This window comes from Fredinandcohnia onubensis (assembly GCF_002734285.1).
GTDB classification, from domain to species: domain Bacteria; phylum Bacillota; class Bacilli; order Bacillales; family Bacillaceae_L; genus Ferdinandcohnia; species Ferdinandcohnia onubensis_A.
Map to the genome: position 1 here is coordinate 1 of NZ_NSEA01000042.1, position 458 is coordinate 458.

A 458-nucleotide genomic window follows, 5' to 3' on the forward strand; every position below is an offset into this window, starting at 1 on the left:
ATATAATGTTATATTTCTTCATAATTCGACGGATAAGCTTCAAATTGTAGACAACATCAAATTCACCCGCCAAAGTCATTTTGATTTGACGCGCCCCTTTCTTTCGACCTTTGAAATTATAGGCCTTTAAAATATTCTCTTTCAATACTTCATCCTTTTCATCCTTAAGTTTTCTTCGTTCTTGTGACTCTAATTTGAAATAATTATAATAACCACTTCTCGAAACGCCGGCTACTTTACATAGGTAACTCACCATGTTTTTTAAATGATATTTTTCGATTACCGAATGGATAAGCTCAAATTTCTGGCTTGGTGTAAGTGTTATTTTCTCAGCCCCCTTTCCGCAAAACGGATCTTTTTTAGTAGTTCATTTTCTGCCTTTAACAAGTTAATTTCTGCTTCCAATCGAGCGTTTTTTTCTTTCAGTGTCAGTTCTCTTTCTCTAGGGCGCCCCGAGT

General features: G+C 35.6%; 1 pseudogene. It reads right to left on the reverse strand.

What is annotated here, in order from left to right:
- Positions 1–458 (reverse strand): annotated as a pseudogene (locus CKJ95_RS23995) (IS3 family transposase); the annotation flags it as partial.